A 19,867-nucleotide genomic window follows, 5' to 3' on the forward strand; every position below is an offset into this window, starting at 1 on the left:
GATAAATTGTCCCTGCGTTGTGAGGTTTTGGGCAGAGCATTCCCGAAGGAAAGTTGTCCCCAAATTTTATAAATCGCTTCGGGAATGCTCTGCCCCTTGTATCTAGGAGGAAAGTTAAAGGATAACATCTTTGCTAAACTCCAAAAAAGCAAAAGCAGAGATAAACTCGTTCTGCCCCTAGGGACACCAAGCCCGTAACGTAGATAGAGTCGTCTCTGCTCTAACAGTGGAAACAAGTAAAAACTGGACAGTATCAGAGGTCGCCCCATGGGTAAACCTGCATTCACAAGGATAGTTCAATACCACTGATTGCTTGATAGACAAATCTAGCAAGAGGACTGCAACCCCCAATGAACAATAATAATGAAGTATATGATGTTTTAGGAATAGACATCAGCAAAGCCAAATTTGATGTTGCACTAATTCAAGGTAACGCCAAAATCAAGAACAAAGTATTTGCCAATAATCCTGAAGGATTTGCTGAATTACAAGAATGGCTCAACCTTCAAAGTATCACAAATTTACATGGCTGCATGGAAGCCACCAGCACTTACGGCAATGCTTTAGCTAGATTCTTAGTAGGATTAGGGTACAAAGTAAGTATCGTTAATCCATCACGCCCCAAAGCCTTTGGCAAGAGTGAGTTAAGTCGCACAAAAACAGACCGTGCTGATGCCAAAGTTATTGCTAGATTTTGTGCTGCCTTAAAACCTGCACCATGGACACCACCAGCATTAGAAATTGAGCAACTCCAAGCATTGGTACATCGTTTAGATAGCTTAACTGCTATGCAGCAGCAAGAGCAGAATCGTCTTGCTACGGCTGACCCAATTTTGGTTGAAGCAATTAACTCTCACATTGATTTTCTCAAAGAGCAAATTGAGATGACCAAGAAATTGATACGTCAGCACTTTGATCAATATCCTCATTTGAAATCTCAACGGGATTTGTTGACTTCCATTCCTGGTATTGCTGAACTGACCGCAACTGTATTACTGGCGGAAATTCGTGATATTTCTGCTTTTGATACTGCCGATCAATTAGCTGCTTTTGCGGGTTTAACTCCCCGTGAGTTCTCTTCTGGTTCTTCGATTCATGGTAAACCACGTTTATCGAAAATTGGTAATTCCCGTTTGCGTAAGGCTTTGTTTATGCCTGCGATTGTGGCTCGTCGTTATAATTCGCCGATTGCTGCTTTCTGCGATCGCCTTACGGCTAAGGGTAAATCTAAAATGTCTGTCATTGGTGCTGTCATGCACAAGCTGTTACGACAGGTCTTTGGCGTTCTCAAGTCTCAGCGTTCTTTCGATCCTAATTTTGTCCAAATTCCCTCTTGACTTTTTGATACTCAAGACAGTATCTACCAAATTTTCCCTTTTTCCATTTTCCTTTAATTTGTCCCTACATTGCAAGGTTAAGGGCAAAGAATTCCCAAAATAAAGCGATCGCAAAGTTCTATCTATTTGAGATTCCGTCATCCACAAAATCGGGTCGTCCTAAAAAGGCAAAGCTGTAGGCAAATATCCAGAAGGCTGTTGAAGAATAAAGCAATGCCTTTTTAGGACGACACAACCGATAGAAGCAACTGCTTACGATATGATTGGATAGATTTTACAAACAGTCAAACCGTGATCATGAGTGATTTACCGATTATCCAACGTCCTGACGGGAGAGCTTGGGATCAACTGCGTCCTGTGCAGTTGCAGAGGCACTTTACCAAAGCACCTGCGGGTTCAGTATTGGCAAAATTTGGTGATACCCAACTGATCTGTACCGTTAGCATCGAAGAAGGCGTACCCAAATTTCTCACTGGTAGTAATCAAGGTTGGCTGACTGCCGAATATCGGATGATGCCTGCGTCAACAATTCCGCGTCAACAGCGTGAATTTATGAAACTATCAGGACGCACTCAAGAAATTCAAAGATTGATCGGTCGCAGTCTCAGAGCTGCGTTAGATATGACCGCGATCGCAAATTATACATTTACCGTGGATATTGATGTGCTGCAAGCCGATGGTGGCACACGCACAGGTGGGATCACAGGTGGATTTGTGGCTTTAAAAGCAGCCTGCGATCGCCTACTCAGTGAAGGCAAAATCACCAGATCTCCTATTAAGAAAGCAGTAGCGGCTGTATCGGTTGGTTTGTTAGATGGTTTGCCAATCTTGGATCTAGATTACAAAGAAGACGTTGCTGTAAGCGTTGATCTCAATGTGGTCATGGACAGCACAGGGAAATTGATCGAGGTGCAAGGCACTGGCGAATCTGATACATTCTCGCGATCGCAGCTTAACCAAATGCTAGATGTCGCCGAAAAGGGGATTGGGGAATTGCTGAAAATACAACTATAAAAGCTATAAAAAAGGGGCGCAAAGCGCCCCTTTTTTATAGCTGCTTGAGATAACTTAATAAATCTGCCATATCCTGCGGACTTGGCTGAAACTGCGGCATTGGTGGAGTTTCACCACTTACAACTTGCTTAACTATACGTGCATCAGACTTACGATCGGATACACCATGCAGATTCGGGCCCACTTTGCCATTAGCCCATTGCCCATGACAAGCCACACAGTTCATCACAAAAATCGAACGTCCCTGCACGGGATCTCCTGATAGATTTAAAACTGATTGAGTATACTGATCGATTGGCGGTCTCAATATCCAGAAGATAATTGCGATCGCGACGATAACAAAAGTGACAGCGATCGCTATGCCAGTTTTTAGAGACGACTTTGCCTCAGACGATTGCAAGGCTTGCTCTGATGTCGTATCTGCAACCACATCAGTATCCTTTGTCAAATTTGCCCCTTCATTAATCACTGTTTTTAAACCTAGCCATTATTTAGCCAAAACTTTTACTTAGTAAGGTTTAATCAAGAATTAGTTTTTTGGTAGCGCGGCTTCGTCGCGCTACCAAAAAACTGATTCTTGATTTTCATAGCTTAAGTATTAATAACATATCTTAAAGAAAGTATAAGTAATCAAATCGCGATCAGAGGTTAAATAAAGCCTAAATTTGGACATGAACCGATGGCTATCTCTAGGATTTGGCAATGACGAATAACCATCGGGGCGACAAGTGCCCCACTTGTCTTTATTGGTGTCTGGTACGTCACGTTCTATAATTCAAAGGCACAATCATAAAAAAGTTTAAAAACACAGGAAAGAGTTGATTATGGGAGGAAATGATCGCTTGCTAAGGGCAGCAAGAGGTGAAGTACTGGATCGTCCACCAGTATGGATGATGCGCCAAGCAGGAAGATACATGAAGGTGTATCGTGATTTGCGCGACAAATATCCAACGTTTAGAGAGCGATCGGAAATCCCTGAACTCGCCGCCGAAATTTCTTTGCAACCATTTCGCGCTTTTCAACCCGATGGCGTGATTATGTTCTCCGATATCCTCACTCCACTTACAGGTATCGGCATTAACTTTGACATCATCGAAAGCCGTGGTCCAATTATCGAGTCGCCAATTCGGACTCAAGCTCAAGTAGACGCTCTCACCGAATTTGATCCCGACACCGCCGTTCCCTTTATTCGCAAGATTTTAAGTGCGATCAAAGAAGAAGTTAAAGATCAAGCAACTATTCTTGGCTTCGTGGGTGCACCTTGGACATTAGCCGCCTATTCAGTTGAAGGCAAAGGCTCTAAGGATTATTCTGTAATCAAAGCTTTGGCATATAAAGAACCAGCAATCATCCATAGCTTTTTGACTAAAATTGCCGAAATGGTCGGTACTTATGTGATCCACCAGATCGAGTGTGGGACTCAAGTCGTCCAAATGTTCGACTCTTGGGCAGGACATCTTTGCCCAACTGACTATAAAACTTTTGCACTGCCTTACCAAAAGATGGTTGTCGATAAGGTCAAGGCTAAGTATCCCGATACCCCACTGATCCTTTACATTAGTGGTAGCGCGGGTGTCCTAGACCTAATGCCTAAGTCTGGTGTGGATATTGTCAGTGTTGACTGGACAGTTGATATGGCAGACGCGCGCGATCGCATTGGTCATCACGTTCCTGTACAAGGCAATCTCGATCCTTGCGTTTTATTTGCAGAGCAAAGCTATATTCGCGAACGCATTCTCGAAGTTGTCGCTAAAGCTGGAAACAAGGGACATATCATGAACCTCGGACATGGCATTTTGCCAACCACTCCTGAAGACAATGCCCGTTTCTTCTTTGATACAGTCAAAGGACTTGGCTCTTAAAAAAGTATCTCTAATAAAAAAGCCTCGCTTTGCGAGGCTTTTTTTGTTTTTAATTTGGATGATCGCTACTAGGTAAACTATAAGGATCAATACCATTTTGTTTAAGCACGGACTCAAAATAATCGCGCTCACGACGGACATCATCATCTAGCGCAAAGCCTTCACCCAAAACAGCTAGAGCCTTTTCTAATTGCTGATTTATTTGAGATAAGCGAGCATTTCTTTCCTGCTCAGTACGTGTGATCCCAAAAGCATTATCAAAACGGCGTTCTAAAGATTCAGTGGTTAGAGTCACTGTCATCATTAATGCCAAACGATTACCGCGAAAGCTTTCCCAAGACCAATAAAGTACAACTAATTCTAAAGGTAATCCTCGAATTCGGGTCTGACCTTGCGAACTGCCGTCACCAATTTCAACAATAAAGTTTTCTGGTTTATAGTCATCAGGAAAGTCGCTAGGCAAAAAGTCGAAAGTGCCTTGCACCTCTCCTAGTAAGCGTTTAAACACTTTTGATTGCAAAAAATCGAAAGTGCCTCTGGCAGGTTTGCCAATACATTCATTCAGCAGCTTGACTGAGAGACATCCGATAACTACCATCGGGTAGCATAAAGGCTTCAACAGATAAACTCCCGATCGCTATAATTGCACGAGTTGCTTTAATTGATTCGCTCATAAAATTTATCGTTGTCAAGCTTTACAGGTACTTTTGCAAAATCACTTTTAAGCGATCGCGACTTGCGTCAGACACCTTACTCAAATCCGTCAAGATCGAAGTTTTCAAAGCATGATGCGCTTCAGATCTTGGGGGATTAGCCGCAATTTTTGCTACAGCGTTTTGAATTACGGTTTGTGCATTGACCGCATTTTTATGTAAATTTTGGATGATCATCTCCACAGTTACACTTTCATGATCATCATGCCAACAGTCATAATCAGTGACTAATGCGATCGTGGCATAGGAAATTTCTGCCTCGCGGGCAAGCTTTGCCTCAGTGACATTAGTCATGCCAATGACCTTAGCTCCCCAACTACGATGGAGTAGAGATTCTGCCTTAGTCGAAAAAGCTGGCCCCTCCATACAAAGATAAATTCCCCCTTTATGTACCTTGTTGCGCCCTAAATCTACTGCTTCTGCGGATGATGCTAATACTGCGAGAAGAGATTTGCAAATTGGCTCAGCAAAGGCAACATGGGCAACAACTCCTTCCCCAAAGAATGTAGAGATACGGCTAGTGGTGCGATCGATAAACTGATCGGGTAGGACAATATCTAGAGGTCGGGCATATTCTTGTAAGGAGCCAACTGCTGAGGCAGAAATGATATATTCCACGCCTAAACTTTTAAGAGCGTAGATATTGGCGCGATAGGGGACTTCTGTGGGGAGCAAATGGTGCGATCGCCCATGTCGTGCCAGAAACAGCACAGGAGTTCCAGACAATTTGCCATAGATAAATGCATCTGAAGTTTTGCCAAAGGGAGTATCAATATTAATTTCTTGAATATCAGTCAGAGCCGACATTTTGTAGAGTCCACTGCCGCCAATAATGCCAATTTGTGCGTTAACTGTCATAGTTTTTTTTAAGATTATGCGAATTGATAGATGACCGTAGGGTGCGTTAGCCACAGCGTAACGCACCCTATTCAACCTTTGATGGTGCGTTACGCTGAGCTAACATACCCTACAAGAAGGATTTTGGACTTCTTCGACAAGCTACTAGGTATTTACAACCTGTAAATCAGCAATTAAATTGCTTAACTGCTCGGTAGTAGCATGATAAACCTCACCACAGAAATGACAAGTTGCTTCTGCACCTTTGTCCTCGGCAATCATCGATCGCAAATCTTCTTCACCAAACATTTTCATCGCTGCTAGCACTCGCTCCATCGAGCAAGGACAACTAAATGTGACATCTTTACTCATTGGCAAAATATCGAGATGCATATCGGCAAATATCTCAGTCATCACCTCTGTGATCGCTTTGCCTTGGAGTAGCAAGTCCATGAATTTTTGCGTATCACTTTTGGCATCCAGTTGGCTCAGCAAATCTTCTTGAGAAAGGTTGGCTGTCTTCGCTGCCCGAAGCGTGGCTTTAGGCATAATCTGCAATAAGATTCCAGCGGCAACCTTTACGGGAGCGTCGTCACGATCTTGCTCAATTACTTCCGTAAGCATGAGCTTAGAATAAGTTTGCTCAGACGAAGCTAAGTACCATGCAACATCATTGGCGATATCACCCGCAATTAATTCGACGGTGCTGCTGTAGGGTTCACCATATCCAACATCGCGCATAACTTTGAAAAAGCCTGTATGCCCAATGCCTTGGCTAACGTTTTGTTGACCATCAGCAAGGGGAGGTAATTCAAATTTGGGGTTGGTGACAAAACCGCGTACTGTCCCATCAAATCCTGCATCGGCATAGACTAAGCCCAGTCCACCATCACCCGCAATTCTGACATTGACTCTGGCTTGAGCTTGCTTCATATTTGAAGCAAGCAACAAGCTGGCACTCATGGCACGACCAAGTGCTGCCGTGGCAACCGCTGATAACTGATGGCGGCGATGAGCCTCATTAAGGGATTGGGTAATATTCACGCCAATGACACGGACTCGTCCGTCGGCGGTGAGGGCGCGAATTAAGCGATCGTTCATGAGATTTTTCTAACGGTTGAGTATTCAATAGAGCAGCACAGGCATTACCTGATCTAGATCTCCATGTTATATCAAAGCTCAAAACAGCTATGCCATTTTGGGCTTTTAAAAATCTGAAACAGCTAAATACTCCCTTCCCACCAAAGAAATAGACATCAAAAACCAAGAATTAGCGTTGCGGCGCTTCGCGCCGCAACGCTAATTCTTCACTGGGAAGGGAGTAGCTCTATGGAGAACTCTATATAGACTGGAACGATCGCATAAATTTTTGGAGTTGGCGGCTTTCTAGCTCTAAAACACGACGGGCAAAATCTCGATCGCGATCTAGAAAAGCATCAAAGGCATCCACAGGAACCGCCAAAATTCGCGTAACCTCACTATCAGCAATAATTGTATTTTGAGAATCACTATGGGCTAAAACCTCTAGCTCATCTAGAGTTTGTCCAGACTTAAGATGCTCAACACGCACTACCTCACCCTGCGAATAGAAATTAATCTTCGCCGAGCCAGTGATTACCAGCAACAACTCACGACAAGTATCGCCTGCTTCCGTAATCACCTCATTAGTCGTAAAGGCTCTCACCTCAGCGCGATCGGCAAGTCCCACCAATGTCTCACCATGCATTCGATGGAAGAAATCGCTATTAAAGAGATGCGCTACTTTCTCTAACATCGGAAATGCCGTGAGCGGTGGGGAACTCTCAGACAGCGAGAGTACGATCTTAGCCGTCTCCTGCACTAAGCTCGAAGTTTGCAGACTGTAATTACGGGCGATCGCCTTGCTTTTCTCAAGATTCAGTTGGGCGGTGATATACAAACAAGCAGCTTGCATCAAAGGATTTTGATCATCCAGTAAAGGCTCTAGCGATCGCAAAATCTCCTCAATCGAATAATCGATCTGGCAGACAGTTGCTTGTCCCTGCGATGGATGTAAACATTGAAGTATCTCTAGAGATAAGCGATCGCTCCAGTTCTCAGATTCTAAGGCTTCCACCAAAACTGCTGGCGCTAATTGCCCTAACTGTTGAGCAATTGCGATCGCATTGGCATCATTTGGAAAAGTCTCTAGAGTTCCTAAAATAGTGCGAATAATTAATTCCTTTTTGTGAGTAATGCTATCCCACAAAAGTCTCAGCACAGTCTGATGCTCTTGGATGATCGGCTGATGTAAAGCGCGATAACAGAAAATCAAAGATGGCAACTGAGCGACTAAAAACTCGGCTCTACGCAGGTTTCCTGTTTCGGGGGAAATGCCATCCAAAATCCAAGCTTCTTCCTGCGGATTAATCGCATATTGGCGGCGTAAGGCTCGCACTTGAGCTGAGTTTTGTTCAAGTAAAGTATCGGAAGAGTTATCAAACTGTTGCTTTTGCAATAGCATCAATCGCTCCATCGATTTGCGATAGCCTGTCAAGCGAATTTGATTTTCTAGACTACGTTTATGATCAGGGTTTAGCAACTGTGGATCTTCGATGCCTAGTTCTTCTAGTACTTCACGGTGTTCATCATCAGTAATTCCGAGTTCTTGGCGTAATTGTTGCAAGACTTCTAAACTGCTGGAGGAATCGACATATCCTTCTTCCAAGGCTTCGCGCACCACTCCTTTATAGGCAGTGTGGCGCTTTTCTCTAGTGAAGCTAGGCAAAACCTTTGCCAAGATATAAACTTCATGGGTATTCAAATCGCTGAGCGATCGCCCTTCTAAAAACTGGGAAACATTAAGTTGCAACTTCTCTAATTGCTTACGGAAGCGACTGGCTAAATTCTCCCGTGAATAGAGGTCGGGGCTACGCTGCCAAGTTTTATACACCCAAAGCGTACTGAGCAGAACTAATCCCAAATCATAGATGTATTGCCCCCAAAGTGGCATCAAAGCGACTAACGGGCGACCGCCAAAAATAAAGAAGAAGTTGAAAATTGTAAATGTACAAATAGTAAAAATACGATGACGAATGACTTCTCTAGATAGATTGAGATGGCGATCGCCACTGTAAATCCTGATCCTTTTTTCAATCCAGCGACCTAATAAATACCCAACTGCGGTAAAAACGCCCAGCGTTAAAGGGACAGCAATTAATTTGGGAATACTAATCGCTTGCCCAAATAGATAGAACCCTGCACTAAACAAGGTTGCCAATTGATCCGTCTGCCTTGCCCATGCACCAGAGAAATAATAATCCCAATTACCTGCATAGAGATAGTAATAGACAAAATAACCAGTCACTAAACCCACATAACCATATCTCAGCAAAGATTCTTCAGGCTTGCTCAAGCCATCCCAATACACCCGCTCAGAGTCGATATCCAAACAAGGATTTTGACAAGCCACACAGGCACTTTGCTCTTTACCATCGGGCATTACAGTTCGACACATCGATTGCGTAATCAACTGATCGCTAGTGTGAGCACTGCTGCTAAATAGTCCCCCTGGTTCACTGTAAACGCGCTGTACAGGAGCCATCGGACAAAAGTAATTGCACCAAGATTTGCCACCGTAGAGATAGCCAACTGCGATCGCAGCAGCAATCGTCGTCAATATCCATAGAGCGAGAATTAAGCGATCGGCATTAAAAAATAAAATCCTGCCACATAGTCCCGCAAATAACCAGCCAAACTGCACATAGGGATAGTTTTTACCTAACCAAGAGTCAGGCTTTACCTTGGCTAACTCATAGCGAACCTTGCCAGTTTTGGCATTTTCGCGTTTAAATTGACGCTGCCAACCCAAGGCGCGAGGGATTTGCGATAAAAATGAGAGCGGACAAATCCGCCGCCATACCTCATGCCCAAATACCAACAAAATGAAGATCGCCGCAGGGACAACTGCTCCCCAGAATACGGTTGTGCCAAGGGCGTAGGGTTGTTCTACTAAGCAGTTACCTTGTACAGAGATGCAACTATCAGTTAACCTTAATGGACTCCAAGGATGGTTGGGGACTGTAAATTGAGGAGACCAAGGATCGTAGAATAACGACGCGATGATCAAAAGCCATGCGATCGTTAAAATCCAGCGAATCAAATGCATTCGCCGTTCAGATAGCTGTCCAAACATAAATAAGTTTTTGATAAAGAATTGAAAAAAGTTCCATACAAAAAAGGGTTAAGAATCCTGCTGTACAGGATTCTTAACCCTTTTTTGTGATTACACCACACCAACTTTGCCTGATTCCATAATTGGGTAAAACCAGTGGGGACGCATGAGCATGACATTATCAATTACATGGATCACGCCATTATCAGCTTCGATATCAGCAGCTATCACCGTGGCATTATTTGCCTCGAAGCTTTCTTCGGAGACATCAATATCAATTTGTGTCCCTTCTAAAGAAATCAACGATTTGACACCGATTAAATCTTCTTTTTTATATTTTCCTGAGACAACATGGAAGGTTAAAATCCTTGCTAGTTGAGGAATATTCTGGACTAATGTGGTGATTGTTCCATCAGGCAATTTGGCAAAAGCATCATTAGTAGGCGCAAACACGGTGAATGGACCTAGGCTTTGTAAGGCTTCCACTAAGCTTGCAGCAGAGACAGCGGTGACTAGTGTAGAAAATGCTTCGTTACTAACAGCAATATCAACAATTGTGGTCATATTTAATTCCTTTAGTTTGTGATTTTTAGAGTTTAGGGCGGCGCTTCGCGCCGCCCTAAACTCTATATTTTTAGATAATTACCGATAATTCTGATCCTGAATCATTGCTATTCTGGCAGCCTTATCCATGCCATATTTAGGATTGCAGAATCGATTCAGTTGCCCTTCAAAATAATGACGATTTGCCAAAAGATGTTTAGGATTAGGATCATCTAAAGGATAAAGCAACGCCGCTCTTCCCGCCTGAATTACAGCCGAAGTAACGTTGTACATCGATCGCTGAAAACTGACAGCTAACTGAATTAACATGTCATCTTCACCGCGACAATGCTGTTTGTAATAGTCCACCAGATATTGTGGCAAGAAATGATACATGTCTTGATGCAGCAATGTGGGCGGAATACCTGCGGAACCAACGGGGAACTTATCCGCATATAAAATCCCATAGTGGAAATCATTCTGATCGTTAGGAATTTCGTGGGCTTGGGCATTGTAGGACTTTGTGCCACGGAATGGGGAAGTGCGGTAAAACACTGCCTCCACATAGGGAAAAGCTGCCTCATAGAGCCAAGTAAATCCCTTAGATTTGGGGACAATATCAATCCATTCATCGCCAATCTTGACGCGGTGATAAATGGGACGACCTGCGATCGCAAAAATCCCATTTACCAAGAAATCCATCGCATCGGGCACGCCCTTAAAGCCACCTTCATCGTAAATATCCGACATCTCAAAGAACACGGGAGCCATGATTTCCCAAAATAGCCCAAGAACCGAAGTCATGGTTGACTGACGACATTGCTCTAGGAACATATCAGGAAAAAGCTTGTATAGTCCCAACATCACAGGGTTATTTTTAAAGAAAGCCCGAATGGCGCGATCGGCATTCTGCTTATATTCTTCAGAATCCATGTAAGGCTCTAACTCACCGCCCATGCCTCGATGCCAGAGCATTGCCCGCATACATTCTTCCGCAAACTCCATATTGATGCGATCGTGATAGAGATGATGAAAAATCTTGGGGATTTTGGCTTTGAGTTCTCCCTTATCCATGAAGTCTAATAATTCCTGATGCGCTGTCGCATATCCACGCCAGAGACGCAAATCAGCAGTATCGCCAGCATAGTGATTAGGCAAATCTAAATATTCTTGGGGAAGAAAATATTTAAAGGCAGGAATTGGCTCTAAAAATACTTGTTCAGCTATGTATAGTAAATCCCGCCAATAGAAATCCATCGGTACAGCATATGCTTTGTAAAGTCCGATAATCTGCATGAGATTCTCAGGCGTATCAGGCAACATCGATCCACCTGCTTCGAGGCGATGAATGACTTCTGCGTAGGGATGTGTGGAAGGCGGTAGTTTGGTTGTGGTTTCCGTTAAAGTAGCTGTCATCGTTGATTACCTTTTATATATCTAAAATTGCTTCTAAAATTGCTTCTGAACTTGCTTCTGAACTTGCTGCTAATAAATCGACATCTTCATAAATTGCATCAATGGAAATCTGGAGATTTATACTTTGCAATTCGATCAATTCTCCTACGGTATAGGTTTGCAGTACCCAGAACTTCTCACTGCGGCGAAATACTTCCACACGCTGTTCCCATTGGCTGATCAATACATATTCCTGTAATGATTGGATGGTTTGATAATTAGCAAACTTAACACCGCGATCCTTTGACTCTGTTGATTCCGATAGCACTTCAATAATTAAACAGGGATAATTTTTTTGTTTTTTATTGAAGCGATCGCGTTCATCACAAGTCACCAAAAGATCGGGGTAATAGTAAATCTTTTTTGAAGCAATGTTTAAGCGCATATCTGAAGGAAACAGCTTGCAATCTTTACCACGCAAATGATTGGAAAGTATCACAGTTAAGTTAGTGGTGATATCAACATGATTCTCACTAGCTCCCGCCATCGCATAAACTTGCCCATCGATATACTCATGCTTTTCTTCTTGCTGTTCTTCCCATCGCAAATATTCATCGGCAGAGAAATAGTTCTGAGGTACGGCAATCATTTTGGATCTCTCCTAAACGCTAAGGCTATTTTCTCATAGGTTGAGTGATTGCTGTCTTCATTGACGAGACTTGTACTAGCCACGATCGCAGTTTCAGGAACACGAGCGATGATCTGAATTGCGCTTACTTCGCTCCAACGCACTAACCAAGATGGTTGCACACCTAAAATCACAATTAATGCAGTCAAAATCAGCGCTGGCAACTGCTCAATACCTGACACTTTAGGGTAGTAAGCGGTGTGGTTATCCAATTTGCCAAAACAAGTACGATTGAGGAGAATCACGAAATAAACGGCGGTAAGTCCCGTACCGATAATCGAGAAGATTGTGGGGATTGGGAATTTGCTAAAGCTACCTTGAAAAATCAAGAATTCAGAAATGAATCCAACCAACCCAGGAATACCTGCACTTGCCATACCGCCTAAGATTAGTAAGGCACTGGTAGAAGGTAAACCGCGTATGGGATTAAGTAAGCCATTTAGAACATCTAGATCTCTTGTGCCGACTTTCTCTTCAATCACACCAACTAAATAAAACAGTAGGGCAAGCACTAAGCCATGACTCACCATTTGAATGATCCCACCGACCATACTTAGAGGTGTAGCGGCAGCAGCAGCGAGGAGAATATAGCTCATATGACCGATGGAGCTATAGGCAACCATGCGTTTGATGTCCTTTTGCGCGATCGCAACCATTGCGCCATAGAGAATTCCTAAGCCTGCCCAAACTGCAATCCAAGGTGATAGTAAAGCCCAAGCATCGGGGAATAAACCTACACAAAAGCGAAACAAACCGTAGGTTCCTAATTTGGCAACAATACCTCCGAGCATCATTACCGTTGGGGTTGTCGATTCTACATAGGCATCTGGGAGCCATGTGTGGAATGGTACGAAAGGAGCTTTAATCGTAAAGCCGAGTAGCAATACAACTAGGAGCGTGACTTGAATCTCAATCGGTAATGACAGAGTTTGTAATGTCGCATAGTCAAAAACTGGAGTAGGATTGGCAGTTAGCCATCCTAAAGCTAGGAATCCAACTAAAACGAGAATTCCTGAAATAGCAGTGAAGATCAAGAACTTCATCGCTGCGTAACTACGTTGTCCACCACCCCAAACAGCGATGACTAAATAGAGAGGAATTAACTCTATTTCATAAAACAGCACAAACAGCAGCGTATTGGTCGAGAGAATTGCTCCGCTTACACCTGCATGAATTAATAGCATTAATACATGGAATAGTGTATTGCGTTCTTTGATCTGCCGATCGCAAAAACAAACGATCAACCAAGTGAGCAATCCATTCAAAACCACTAGTGGCAAAGATAGCCCATCAACGCCAAGGCTGTAGTTTAAGCCAAGATTTTCAAGCCAAGGTAAATTTTCTGTTAATTGGAAAGAAGAAATCTTGATGTCAAATTGACGCAAGAGAATGAAATCAAGAATTAAGATCGCCGTCGCAACAATTGCCGATCCTTTTTTGACTTGAGTTTGTGGAAGAAAGGCGATCGCTAAAGCCCCGATCACAGGCAACCAAATTAGAGCGCTGAGCATAGTGTTATTCCAGATTAAAGAGTCCGATTGAACAGTAATAAAAGTAGAACTCCAATGCCGACCATAATCGTCAGTGTATAGAGCTGCAACTGACCAAAAGTGCTGTAGCGGAGATTTTGACCACTAAATAGAGTCGCTAATCCAAAGAAGTTACCTACACCATCGACAAAAAAGCGATCGAACCAGTACATCGCTTTTGACACACCATCTACTAGTCCGACAATCGTGACCTTGTAGAGTTTTGGCGTGTAGAAATCATTGGCAAAGAAATTCTGTAAGCCTAGCCAAGGTAAAGTTACAGGCTTAGGTACTTGCTGATTGAGATAGAGATAGCCACCTGTAGCAAGACCAGCAACACTTGAGCCGCCTAGAAGAAGTGCATCAGGACTAAGTATCAGATTCCAGTCAGGGATAACTCCCCAAGCCGTAAGCATTTGTGGAACATGCAATACTACACCTGCCATTACAGTCATTGGTAAGACAATCAGCCATAGAGGTTCTACGGATCTTTCGGTCATCTGCTTGGGTTTACCACCCCAAATCAGCCCGAATACACGCATAAGACTGAATGCCATCAAGCCATTAATCAATAACAGCAATTCCGCTAAAGCGGGATTTTCTTGCCAGAGATAGGAGAGCAAATCAACCATAGCCAAGAATCCACCCAATGGCGGAAATCCAATCAATCCGATCGCACCCACTAAAAAGCAGATTCCCGAAATCGGACGGCGGCTCCATAGGCCACCCATCAGAGTTAGATCTTGACTAATGTTGTTGGAAATAATGCTACCTACTGACATTAGTAAGAGCGCGATCGCTAGAGCATGGGACAAAATCAAAATATAGGCACTATGAGTATCGCCAGTACCAACGGAGATAAAGATTAGCCCCATAAAGGCACTGGTTAGATATGACAGAGAGCGTTTCACATCTATCTGTCCAATCGCAATTAGCGTTGCACCTAATGCTGTTGCCGCACCAACGGCAATGATCGCCTGCTGTGTAAATGGTGAAAGCGCAAAAAGAGGCTGTAATTTGATCAGTACCCAAGCACCCGTAGCGACAACTACCGAGTTACGCAGCACAGTACTTGGTAAGGGGCCTTCCATCGCCTCATCTAGCCAAAGGTGCAAAGGGAATTGAGCGCATTTCCCCATGGGACCAACCATCAGAGCTAGGGTGACCAAGGTTATAGTCGTTGGGTTAACATCAGTATTCTTAGCCCATTCCGCTAGCTCAGTAAAATTCCAAGATCCAGCTAAGGGCAGTAAACCAACTACGCCCACCAATAAAAATAAATCTCCAACTCGCTTAGTCAAAAATGCATCTCGCGCCCCAGTTACTACCAGCGATTGGTTGTACCAAATTCCGACAAGCAGGTAAGTTCCAAGGGTCAAAATTTCGAGAATGACATAGCTAAAAAATAAGGAATCACATAGAACCAAGGAACACATCCCTGCTTCAAAAAGTGCTAGTAGCGCATAAAAGCGACCCCAGCCCCAATCCATTTCCATGTAACCGACTGCATAAATCTCGGCGAGCAGGTTAATCCCAGTGACCAAGATGATCGCGCCAATAGTTATTTCTGAAACCTGTAGGTCGATTGTAAAGTCTAGTCCTCCGACCGTGAGCCAGGGAAAAGATAATAAATGTGCTGGCTGTCCCCAAGCTACAGTCAAAGCGACGATCGCATGAACTAATGAGCAGAAAGTCATGAAAATATTGATGTAGCCTGCTGGTCTGGGTCCCGTTTTGCGCGTGATGCTAGGAAACCAGATGATCGATAGCATTGCTCCTATCAGGGAATAGCAGGGAATCAGCCAGATCGTGTCCAGCCAGTTATTTATCATATTAAGTCTATCTATTTACAAAAGATCATAATTAAATTTCTATGATTATTGCAAAGATATCTCTAAATGAAAATAGGGGCAACCATCAGTCTTTATCTATGGTTATTATAAGATAATTCTAAAATGCAAAAATTGTGTTGCCAAATCCAAAACTTTAATTAGGACTTATAGCAATGTAGAGCTTGCTGAATGGCTCCACAACATGGCAGACTTCTCAAATCGTGACTTCATTGATTTTGATGGGAAACGATTCTGGAAGAAGTTTGAGCAGCTTCAAGCAATTCATCCCGAATTTGGTCATTACCGCAATTTGTTTGAATCCTCCTTGAAAGAATCCATTACCAGTTCATCTACCAATGCTTCATAAACCCACCTCTTAAAGCTAAGCCACCCCCAAAATCACTGAAAGCACCTTTACTCAGCTTCGAGAGGAGCCATCGTTAAACCTGCTTGCTTCAGTTGAGCATGATAAAGCTCCGCTTGCTCCATTGGTCCCACCCAGACGATCGCTAGACCTTCAAAATGTACTTGATTGGTCAACTCCCAAGCCATCTCTTCAGTCATGTTTGGAATATATTTCATCAAGCATTCAGAAACATGCTCAAAGGTATTGAAATCATCGTTTAACACAATGACCTTATATTTAGGGTAAGGCTTGCGTACTATCTCCTTCACAGTATCTTTAACTTTTTCAGGGGTTTGAACAGCAGCAAATATAGCCATAATTTCAACTCATGCTTTACATCCTGCATTATCGCAAAAAGCGATCGTAGTTGTGTATTTTCAAACCTAAACGAGAGGGGCTGCGCTTTGCGCAGCCCCTCTCGTTTAGGTTTTGGGGCACTTGCACTGCGATAGCAATAACCAGCAATGGTTTTAAAAACGCCAAATGGCTTAAGCATTTTCTGTTTTGGTATTAGCTACAGCGTGGCAACCACGATAATATAGAAATATGGAACTTGAAGCTCTCCGATCGCACCAGTGGTTTAAGCTCATTTGTGGTGCGAGTTACCAACATTTACCCGCAATTCGCAATCTGGCGATGATTTATACATTGGCAGGAGCTGATTGTATTGATATGGCTCCCGATCCAGCCACAATCGCTGCCGCCAGAGAAGGAATTGCCGCTGCGATTAAGTTAGAGCCAACCGCGATCGCGCCTTTAGTAATGGTCAGCTTTAATGATGGCGAAGACCCACATTTTCGGAAAGCATTTTTTGATCCTGAGCTTTGTCCAAGTGATTGCAGCCGTCCATGTGAAAAAGTGTGCCCCACCACAGCAATAAAGTTTAGTAATGATTACAATGGGATCATGCCAAATCTTTGTTATGGGTGCGGTCGTTGCTTACCGCTATGTCCAGTGCAGATTATTCATACCCGCGAACAGGTTTATGTCCCTGAGAATATTTTTGATGAAGTACTTAACCAGTCAGTTAATGCGATCGAAATTCATACACAACCCAATCGCACCAAAGAATTTGCCGCGTTTTGGCAGCGCTTGAGTCCGATTATCCCCAAGCTCAAGCTAGTAGCCGTCAGCTTCCCAGATTGTGAAGATCTACGTGATTACCTCATGTCTTTGCTCGAAGGTATGAACCCCAAGCCGCGATCGCTGATTTGGCAAACCGATGGCAGACCAATGAGTGGCGATATCGGGGATGGCGCAACTAGAGCAGCTTTGCAACTAGGGCAGAAAGTGCTGGATTTTCAGTTACCCCTTGGCTTTGTGCAACTGGCTGGTGGTACAAATGCGAGTACTGTACCGAAGCTGCGCCAAGCAAACATCCCAGTAGCTGGCGTAGCCTATGGCAGCTATGCTCGTAAAATCGTGATGGATTTTCTAGAAGGTCTGGGAGAAGAAATACCCGATCGCCTCGAAGATCGTCCTTGTTTACTCTGGCAAGCTGTTGCGATCGCCCGTCAATTAGTTTCGCAAATCAAAGATCGATCCCCCCTAGCCCCCCTTAAAAAGGGAAAAGAAAAAGAAGAAAGTTCTCCTTCTTAAGGAGAACTTTCTTCTCCCCTCTTTCTTAAGGGGGGCGGGGGATCTAAATCTACGCTTATAGCTCAAACTTAAAACCTAACTGTAAAACCTTAAAAAGCCTAATGGACTCCATCCGCAAGCAAGTTACAGACAACCTCGATCAACTTCTAGATATTTTGCCTCCACGCATTAAAAGCAGCATTGAACTCTGCGGCGGGTTAGAACAACTTGTCGAAATTGTGATGGACTTAGGCAGGTTGCCAGAAGCGCGTTATTTTGACAGCACCAAATATCTAACCGATGACCCGATTACCAAAGAAGATTTGGCGCTTTGTGTCAAGCAAGTTGGCGAGTTTGGCGGCGATAACCGCGCAGGTATCGAACGCACACTCCACCGTATCAGTGCCATCCGCAACCGCAAAGGCGAAATCATCGGGCTAACCTGTCGGGTTGGTCGAGCTGTCTATGGCACGATCGCTATGATTCGTGACTTAGTTGAAACAGGTAAATCGATTTTGCTGCTGGGCAAACCTGGGATGGGCAAAACTACGGCTCTGCGTGAAATTGCCCGTGTGCTTGCCGATGACCTGAATAAGCGCGTCGTCATTATTGACTCATCCAACGAAATTGCTGGCGATGGTGATATTCCGCATCCTGCGATCGGACGCGCCCGTAGAATGCAAGTATCTCAGCCTGAATTGCAACACCAAGTGATGATCGAGGCGGTGGAAAACCATATGCCTGAAGTAATCGTCATCGATGAGATTGGTACTGAACTCGAAGCATTAGCAGCAAGAACGATCGCAGAAAGAGGTGTGCAACTAGTTGGCACAGCTCACGGTAATCAACTCGCCAATTTAATTAAAAACCCTACCCTCTCGGACTTGATCGGCGGCATTCAATCTGTCACCCTCGGCGATGAAGAAATGCGGCGGCGCGGCTTGCCTCAAAAGAGTATTTTAGAGCGCAAAGCCCAGCCAACTTTCGATATTGCTGTAGAAATGTGGGAGCGCTATCGTTGGGCAGTTCATGACGATGTAGCGGGAACCATTGATATGCTCTTGCGCGATCGCGATCCAGGTCGTCAAATTCGGGCAGTCAGTGATGCAGGCGAAGTGACTACTACCGAAGAAAAGCCAAAAAATCCTGAAGTGATGCGAAATCCTGCGGTCAAAGGTTGGCGAGCCACAGGCAAGATCAAGCCCATTCCCCTCGATCCACAAGTACAAATGCGATCGGAATTAGCTGATCTGTCTAGCAAGATTAGTAATTCGACCGTAGCCGAACCAAATGAATCTGGCGACGAAGATGAAGAAGAATTTGGCGATATGTCTTCCTATGTTGCCATGCGAGAGCGTTTTGGAACGCTGAATGTCTATCTCTATGGAGTCAGCCGCCATCAAACTGAACAGGTGGTGCAATCGATCAATTTACCGATTGAGATTACCAAGGATCTTGATGAAGCAGATATCGTGCTAGCTTTGCGATCGCAGATTCGCACTAGCTCCAAAGTCCGTCAAGTGGCAGAAGCGCGGCAGATTCCCATTCATGCGATCAAAACTAGTACATTGCCACAAATTACTCGCGCCTTACGCAGGATTTTGCATATTGATGAAAGTCCTGCGGATACGATTAGCGACTTGAATATGTTCGCCTATGGCGACTCTGAGGATGAAATCGAAGCCCTCGAAGAGACAAGGCTAGCCGTTGAGCAGATCGTGATTCCTAAGAGTCAGCCCGTCGAGTTATTGCCCCGTTCATCGATTATTCGTCGGATGCAGCACGAACTAGTTGAACATTATCAACTGCGATCCGAAAGCTACGGCTCGGAGCCAAACCGACGTTTACGCATTTTCCCTAATTAGGAAATTTCCAAGAGAACGTATAGCTATTGTGTAGGGGCAGGTTTTGGAATAACGCTATGGAGAAACCATTAACTTGTGGCTAAGCCTACCCCTACAGGCTGGCTGCACCAATCACTATCTATCATACAAACAAGCA

The 19,867-nt window shown here is 44.0% G+C and carries 17 protein-coding genes; 6 read left to right on the top strand and 11 right to left on the bottom strand.

The annotated features are described in order from the left end of the window. Window positions 1-350 precede the first annotated feature (350 nt). Together CQ839_RS04400 and rph are read left to right on the top strand one after the other, a co-directional pair. Window positions 351-1,337 (top strand): IS110 family transposase, encoded by a 987-nt coding sequence (locus CQ839_RS04400; RefSeq protein WP_103667063.1) that lies wholly within the window; start codon window positions 351-353, stop codon window positions 1,335-1,337. Between the two features lie 297 nt (window positions 1,338-1,634). Beyond that, window positions 1,635-2,351, top strand: coding sequence for a ribonuclease PH (gene rph, locus CQ839_RS04405; protein WP_103667064.1), 717 nt, complete (start codon window positions 1,635-1,637; stop codon window positions 2,349-2,351). Between the two features lie 34 nt (window positions 2,352-2,385). On the opposite strand, the gene CQ839_RS04410 is transcribed toward rph, so the two are convergent. After that, window positions 2,386-2,799 carry a cytochrome c gene (locus CQ839_RS04410; RefSeq protein ID WP_258040622.1) on the bottom strand — a complete coding sequence of 138 codons (414 nt, stop codon included), beginning with the start codon at window positions 2,797-2,799 and terminating at the stop codon, window positions 2,386-2,388. A gap of 376 nt (window positions 2,800-3,175) precedes the next feature. Between CQ839_RS04410 and hemE the strand changes: the two genes are divergently transcribed. Beyond that, complete coding sequence (hemE, locus tag CQ839_RS04415) at window positions 3,176-4,213, top strand: uroporphyrinogen decarboxylase (protein WP_103667065.1); 1,038 nt, start codon at window positions 3,176-3,178, stop codon at window positions 4,211-4,213. Window positions 4,214-4,262: 49 nt separating this feature from the next. Here the strand turns inward: hemE and CQ839_RS04420 are convergent, their stop codons facing one another. The 9 genes from CQ839_RS04420 to CQ839_RS04460 all read right to left on the bottom strand — a co-directional run bounded on the left by CQ839_RS04420 (window position 4,263) and on the right by CQ839_RS04460 (window position 15,882). Then, a complete protein-coding gene (locus CQ839_RS04420) occupies window positions 4,263-4,811 on the bottom strand; it encodes a hypothetical protein (protein ID WP_219817716.1) in 549 nt (182 codons plus the stop codon). A gap of 97 nt (window positions 4,812-4,908) precedes the next feature. Beyond that, window positions 4,909-5,784 (bottom strand): S-methyl-5'-thioadenosine phosphorylase, encoded by an 876-nt coding sequence (locus CQ839_RS04425; RefSeq protein ID WP_103667066.1) that lies wholly within the window; start codon window positions 5,782-5,784, stop codon window positions 4,909-4,911. Between the two features lie 144 nt (window positions 5,785-5,928). Further along, window positions 5,929-6,864 carry an Hsp33 family molecular chaperone HslO gene (gene hslO, locus CQ839_RS04430; RefSeq protein WP_103667067.1) on the bottom strand — a complete coding sequence of 312 codons (936 nt, stop codon included), beginning with the start codon at window positions 6,862-6,864 and terminating at the stop codon, window positions 5,929-5,931. Window positions 6,865-7,102: 238 nt separating this feature from the next. Beyond that, the gene (locus tag CQ839_RS04435; RefSeq protein WP_103667068.1) at window positions 7,103-9,916 is read right to left on the bottom strand and encodes a cyclic nucleotide-binding domain-containing protein; all 2,814 of its coding nucleotides are present in this window, start codon (window positions 9,914-9,916) and stop codon (window positions 7,103-7,105) included. 90 nt (window positions 9,917-10,006) lie between these two features. Beyond that, a complete protein-coding gene (locus CQ839_RS04440; RefSeq protein ID WP_103667069.1) occupies window positions 10,007-10,459 on the bottom strand; it encodes a fasciclin domain-containing protein in 453 nt (150 codons plus the stop codon). A gap of 78 nt (window positions 10,460-10,537) precedes the next feature. Then, window positions 10,538-11,854 (bottom strand): CO2 hydration protein, encoded by a 1,317-nt coding sequence (locus tag CQ839_RS04445; RefSeq protein WP_103667070.1) that lies wholly within the window; start codon window positions 11,852-11,854, stop codon window positions 10,538-10,540. Between the two features lie 13 nt (window positions 11,855-11,867). Then, window positions 11,868-12,482 carry a Uma2 family endonuclease gene (locus tag CQ839_RS04450; protein WP_103667071.1) on the bottom strand — a complete coding sequence of 205 codons (615 nt, stop codon included), beginning with the start codon at window positions 12,480-12,482 and terminating at the stop codon, window positions 11,868-11,870. Next, window positions 12,479-14,032, bottom strand: coding sequence for an NADH-quinone oxidoreductase subunit M (locus tag CQ839_RS04455; RefSeq protein ID WP_103667072.1), 1,554 nt, complete (start codon window positions 14,030-14,032; stop codon window positions 12,479-12,481). The genes CQ839_RS04450 and CQ839_RS04455 overlap by 4 nt, the downstream gene beginning before the upstream one ends. A gap of 14 nt (window positions 14,033-14,046) precedes the next feature. Continuing rightward, window positions 14,047-15,882 carry an NAD(P)H-quinone oxidoreductase subunit F gene (locus CQ839_RS04460; RefSeq protein ID WP_103667073.1) on the bottom strand — a complete coding sequence of 612 codons (1,836 nt, stop codon included), beginning with the start codon at window positions 15,880-15,882 and terminating at the stop codon, window positions 14,047-14,049. A 202-nt stretch (window positions 15,883-16,084) separates the two neighbouring features. Between CQ839_RS04460 and CQ839_RS25035 the strand changes: the two genes are divergently transcribed. After that, window positions 16,085-16,249, top strand: a complete 165-nt coding sequence (locus tag CQ839_RS25035; protein WP_181016098.1) for a hypothetical protein — start codon at window positions 16,085-16,087, stop codon at window positions 16,247-16,249. 47 nt (window positions 16,250-16,296) lie between these two features. On the opposite strand, the gene clpS is transcribed toward CQ839_RS25035, so the two are convergent. Beyond that, window positions 16,297-16,605 carry an ATP-dependent Clp protease adapter ClpS gene (gene clpS, locus CQ839_RS04465; RefSeq protein ID WP_103667074.1) on the bottom strand — a complete coding sequence of 103 codons (309 nt, stop codon included), beginning with the start codon at window positions 16,603-16,605 and terminating at the stop codon, window positions 16,297-16,299. A gap of 229 nt (window positions 16,606-16,834) precedes the next feature. On the opposite strand from clpS, the gene ldpA reads away from it, so the two are divergent. Together ldpA and CQ839_RS04475 are read left to right on the top strand one after the other, a co-directional pair. Beyond that, window positions 16,835-17,887 (top strand): circadian clock protein LdpA, encoded by a 1,053-nt coding sequence (ldpA, locus tag CQ839_RS04470; protein ID WP_103667075.1) that lies wholly within the window; start codon window positions 16,835-16,837, stop codon window positions 17,885-17,887. Window positions 17,888-17,988: 101 nt separating this feature from the next. Then, window positions 17,989-19,731 carry a R3H domain-containing nucleic acid-binding protein gene (locus CQ839_RS04475; protein WP_103667076.1) on the top strand — a complete coding sequence of 581 codons (1,743 nt, stop codon included), beginning with the start codon at window positions 17,989-17,991 and terminating at the stop codon, window positions 19,729-19,731. Window positions 19,732-19,867 lie beyond the last annotated feature (136 nt).

The sequence above is a fragment of the Pseudanabaena sp. BC1403 genome (genome assembly GCF_002914585.1).
Lineage (GTDB): Bacteria > Cyanobacteriota > Cyanobacteriia > Pseudanabaenales > Pseudanabaenaceae > Pseudanabaena.